The 3,372-nt window shown below is 37.9% G+C and carries 5 protein-coding genes; all 5 read right to left on the reverse strand.

The features are described from left to right. Positions 1-408: 408 nt before the first annotated feature. Entirely contained in the window at positions 409-1,218 is an 810-nt protein-coding gene (locus tag FTV38_RS16850) for a hypothetical protein (protein WP_108091266.1), read from the reverse strand. Between the two features lie 127 nt (positions 1,219-1,345). Beyond that, positions 1,346-1,561, reverse strand: a complete 216-nt coding sequence (locus FTV38_RS16855; RefSeq protein WP_042087985.1) for a hypothetical protein — start codon at positions 1,559-1,561, stop codon at positions 1,346-1,348. Then, on the reverse strand, positions 1,551-1,847 hold the full coding sequence (locus FTV38_RS16860) for a BrnT family toxin (protein ID WP_002011632.1): 297 nt from the start codon (positions 1,845-1,847) through the stop codon (positions 1,551-1,553). Before FTV38_RS16860 ends, FTV38_RS16855 begins: the two co-directional genes overlap by 11 nt. A 40-nt stretch (positions 1,848-1,887) precedes the next feature. Continuing rightward, entirely contained in the window at positions 1,888-2,388 is a 501-nt protein-coding gene (locus FTV38_RS16865) for a hypothetical protein (RefSeq protein WP_068550831.1), read from the reverse strand. After that, entirely contained in the window at positions 2,385-3,314 is a 930-nt protein-coding gene (locus tag FTV38_RS16870) for a MobA/MobL family protein (protein WP_119065094.1), read from the reverse strand. The genes FTV38_RS16865 and FTV38_RS16870 overlap by 4 nt, the downstream gene beginning before the upstream one ends. Between the last annotated feature and the right edge of the window lie 58 nt (positions 3,315-3,372).

The raw sequence follows: 3,372 nt of genomic DNA on the forward strand, positions 1-3,372 counted from the left end.
ACAGCTACTCTTAACGCTCCGCTTTTGTGAGATTCCCCTGTAGCGGTTTAGCCTTTCGACTATCGCTACGTTGCACCAGTGACACTTATTCCCTCCACATGCAACGCATGCCAATCCCTAAAACGGACACGCAGAAGCAGGCAAAGCTCGATCTATGATGCTTATTTGATGATTTAAAACACGGATTAACGAAGACTTATCATTTTGAGACTTGATCTAAACACTGTTTATTGTGAAAATAGAGTTCAGGTACCAGCCTTTGGTGAAATCATAACGGTCGCCAAACCTTATGATCTTCGTTATTCGATGGGTTAACATCAAATAACTGCGTACCGTAGAATTTACTGGAAAACCCCTCTAAGTTGCAAGGCTTAGGGGGGATTTTCTTTATAATTTACAATTACAAATTTACTTATCCTTATTTAAAGCAAATTTTCGCTTCTTAATCACAGTAATTGACTTTTCTTGTGAAGCTATATTTTGCTGAATAGCTACCTGCTTCATTTTTACTGGTAAAGTAATCTTTTCATCAGATTTGGGGCTAGATTCTTTAGGCTTTGAATCTGTTGGCTTTTGCAAAGTTGCTTCTTTATTTTTAATTTTTATATAAATTTTATGTACGACCGTATTGTGTTCTTTGATCTCCTTATTTTTACTCTTTATTTTTTTATATTGTTCTTTAAAGGGCGTTATAAAATTCTTAACCGTTGATAGCAGTACAGCTTCATCAGAGTGTATATCTGCTAATGTCTTTGGTGTTTCACTTTGTACAAAATCAATAAAATGTAAGGGAAATTTTTCAATAATCTCTGGAGTAGCAAAACTAACAAAATGATATCCGTGATAAGAAATTACAGCGTAATTTGTATCCTGTTTAATCGGATGTTTGATATATCCCTTTACTGTCGCTTCTCCTTGATCCAATAGCTTTTTTAGATAGAAATCCTTGATATGATTCTCTAAAACTCTACTTTTTCTATAAAAATTAATCTTATTGTTAATCTCTTCTCGCTCTTCTATTTCATCAACAATATCTAACTTATGACTAAATTCAACAAATTGAGCATGATGATATTCAGCAAGTTTAGAAGTCCAAATTAAGATTTGTCCAAGATTATCAGGCTTAATAATCTCAATATCGTTGAAATCAAGTTTTTTTATTAGTGCAAGTTCTTCATGCTTGAACTCTTTTCTTTCCAAACTTGAATGTTTCAACATAACAACTTCCTTAACCACGGCGTATCCTTCAAAAACTATAAAGTAAAAGCTCATTTGGTATGAATACCAAATGAGCTTTCTAATTAATCAATCAAACATTAAAACAAAAAAGGGAGGTCATACCTAATTAAGTACGTTTCAATGCCATAATATGGCGAACCATATCGTTAATATGTTGTTTTGTTTCATTATCTTGTGAACCTAACCATGTCACCACATCAGCATCAAAAGCCTTTGCTTGAGCGATGGCGTGACGTTCCTGTAATTTTTTCACAAAACTAGGTTTAACCAATGGGGCATTGGTAGGATCAAAATTTTTATAGCGTTCTAATTCATTTTGCATTGCTGTACCTCCGCTTTTGGTGATGTGATGGTTCAAATGCAGTGATTATTCTCGCAACATCTCCACGTTCAACCCAAACCACTGTTAATAGTCTACCACGATTGCTTAAACCGACTGATATTAGTCGTTGTTCATCATAGTGTCCTACATCCTCAAAAGAGATCAATGCAGGATCAAGGAAAATACTACAGACCTCCTCGAACGTAATTTCTCGCCCTCGATAGACTAAATCCATTTTTTGGTCATGCCATTCAAATAACAAGCCGTAATATTCAATTAATGGCATGATTACCTCTTTTCCTCTCGTGAAATAAAAAATATGCCTATTATTTTGGGTCTATGACACAAAAATCGCCATTTTTTCCATATCCGCACTGCTTTTTCATCACTCGGACACACGGTTTAGATTCTCCATCAACTTTACAACTTCCAATATCAAACTGGATGCCTTGCTGTCTCAGGCTCTCGATCTGCGGGATATTGCCTAAAGGTTTGATATAAACACTAAACAGCCAAATGATACCAAGCATCAGAATGGCAAAGATGCCTAGAACAATGGTAATGAGCTTCCATGACAACTGATCACGGGCTGATTCAATTGAATTATTCAAGCGTCCAAGTGCTTTAGCGGTCTTAATAAGCTCCGCTGTACCCTCCTGTAAGCCCGTATTTAGCGATTTTGATACAGTATGGTGGGTCTGCCCAGCAATAGTGCTTTGAATGTGTTCTTTCGTGATTTGAAGCTCTTTAACGGCCTGATTGACGAGGTTCTGCTGTTGTTCTGCAACTGCCATTAGTGCATATAGCTTTTTTTCATCAGGTGTCATCGGCTCATCCCTCTAAACTTCATTGTTTTCTGTTGCTCTCTTTCTAATTTCTGCTGTTGTTTGTACTGTTCCAAAGCAAGCTGTTTAAAGCTGTCAAAATCAGCCTTAAAGCTCTCAATACCCTGTTTAATTTCTTTGTCTGAAATTGGGCTGTTTTTGAGGTCTTTCAGGTCTTGTTTGGGGTCGCCTAAGTCTAGTCGCTCAAGCTCTTTATAGGCTGTACGTGATTGTTGTAGGGCTTCCCTAATTTCAGGGTCTTTGGCTTGGCTTGGTAACAGTTTCTTTTCGGGTTCTTTCTCTATGCCTTGCTCTTTGTAGCTTCGCATATCAATACGGCTATCAATTTGATGTTTTTCTAAATGGCTGTTGCATAAATCCGCCCATCTTTGGCGTAGGTCTTTAATATCAATTTTTCGTTCCTGGTAACTCTTGCCTGTATTGTCTTTTTTAGCTCCGCCACGTTCAGGATTTTTGCTGTTATAGCGTTTGAAATATTGCTCTGGATCTCGTTCGATTCCATCTTGCAGACGTTCATTAAACATGAGATGCACGTGGGGCTGATCGTTGCCGTCCATTGCTTTAGGGTTATGAATCGCAAACTGATATGGATATTTTGAGCCGATCTCGGACTGAATGAACTCCTCAACCAGTTCTAGACGTTGTTTGGCATTCATCTCTCTAGGCAGGGCAATTTCATATTCTCGATAGGTACTGCCATTTTTGCGCTCGTAAAGGTCGGCTGCTTCCCAAAAGGTAATCGGATTATGTTCAGCCCATTTCGGCATATTCCCATAGGCACTATGTTCAAGGTCGGTTTCTGCCTGTTCTTGTTTCAGCTTTTTTTCTTCATCCCGATCAATATATTCGGCATGCGGTGCTGCTTTACCTGCCTTACCGACTTTGACACTTAAACGAGCAATCGCCATTAGGTCTTATCCTGTTCCTTTTTTCGGTTACGTTCTTTTTTAAACGCTCTTTGATCAA

This window comes from Acinetobacter sp. YH16044, assembly GCF_013417145.1.
GTDB lineage: Bacteria > Pseudomonadota > Gammaproteobacteria > Pseudomonadales > Moraxellaceae > Acinetobacter > Acinetobacter amyesii.

What these genes read in the sequence shown, in the direction of transcription:
- FTV38_RS16855 (WP_042087985.1), bottom strand. Translation starts at nt 1,561, where the DNA reads ATGCAAAATGAATTAGAACGCTATAAAAATTTTGATCCTACCAATGCC.
- FTV38_RS16865 (WP_068550831.1), bottom strand. Translation starts at nt 2,388, where the DNA reads ATGACACCTGATGAAAAAAAGCTATATGCACTAATGGCAGTTGCAGAA.
- FTV38_RS16850 (WP_108091266.1), bottom strand. Translation starts at nt 1,218, where the DNA reads ATGTTGAAACATTCAAGTTTGGAAAGAAAAGAGTTCAAGCATGAAGAA.
- FTV38_RS16860 (WP_002011632.1), bottom strand. Translation starts at nt 1,847, where the DNA reads ATGCCATTAATTGAATATTACGGCTTGTTATTTGAATGGCATGACCAA.
- FTV38_RS16870 (WP_119065094.1), bottom strand. Translation starts at nt 3,314, where the DNA reads ATGGCGATTGCTCGTTTAAGTGTCAAAGTCGGTAAGGCAGGTAAAGCA.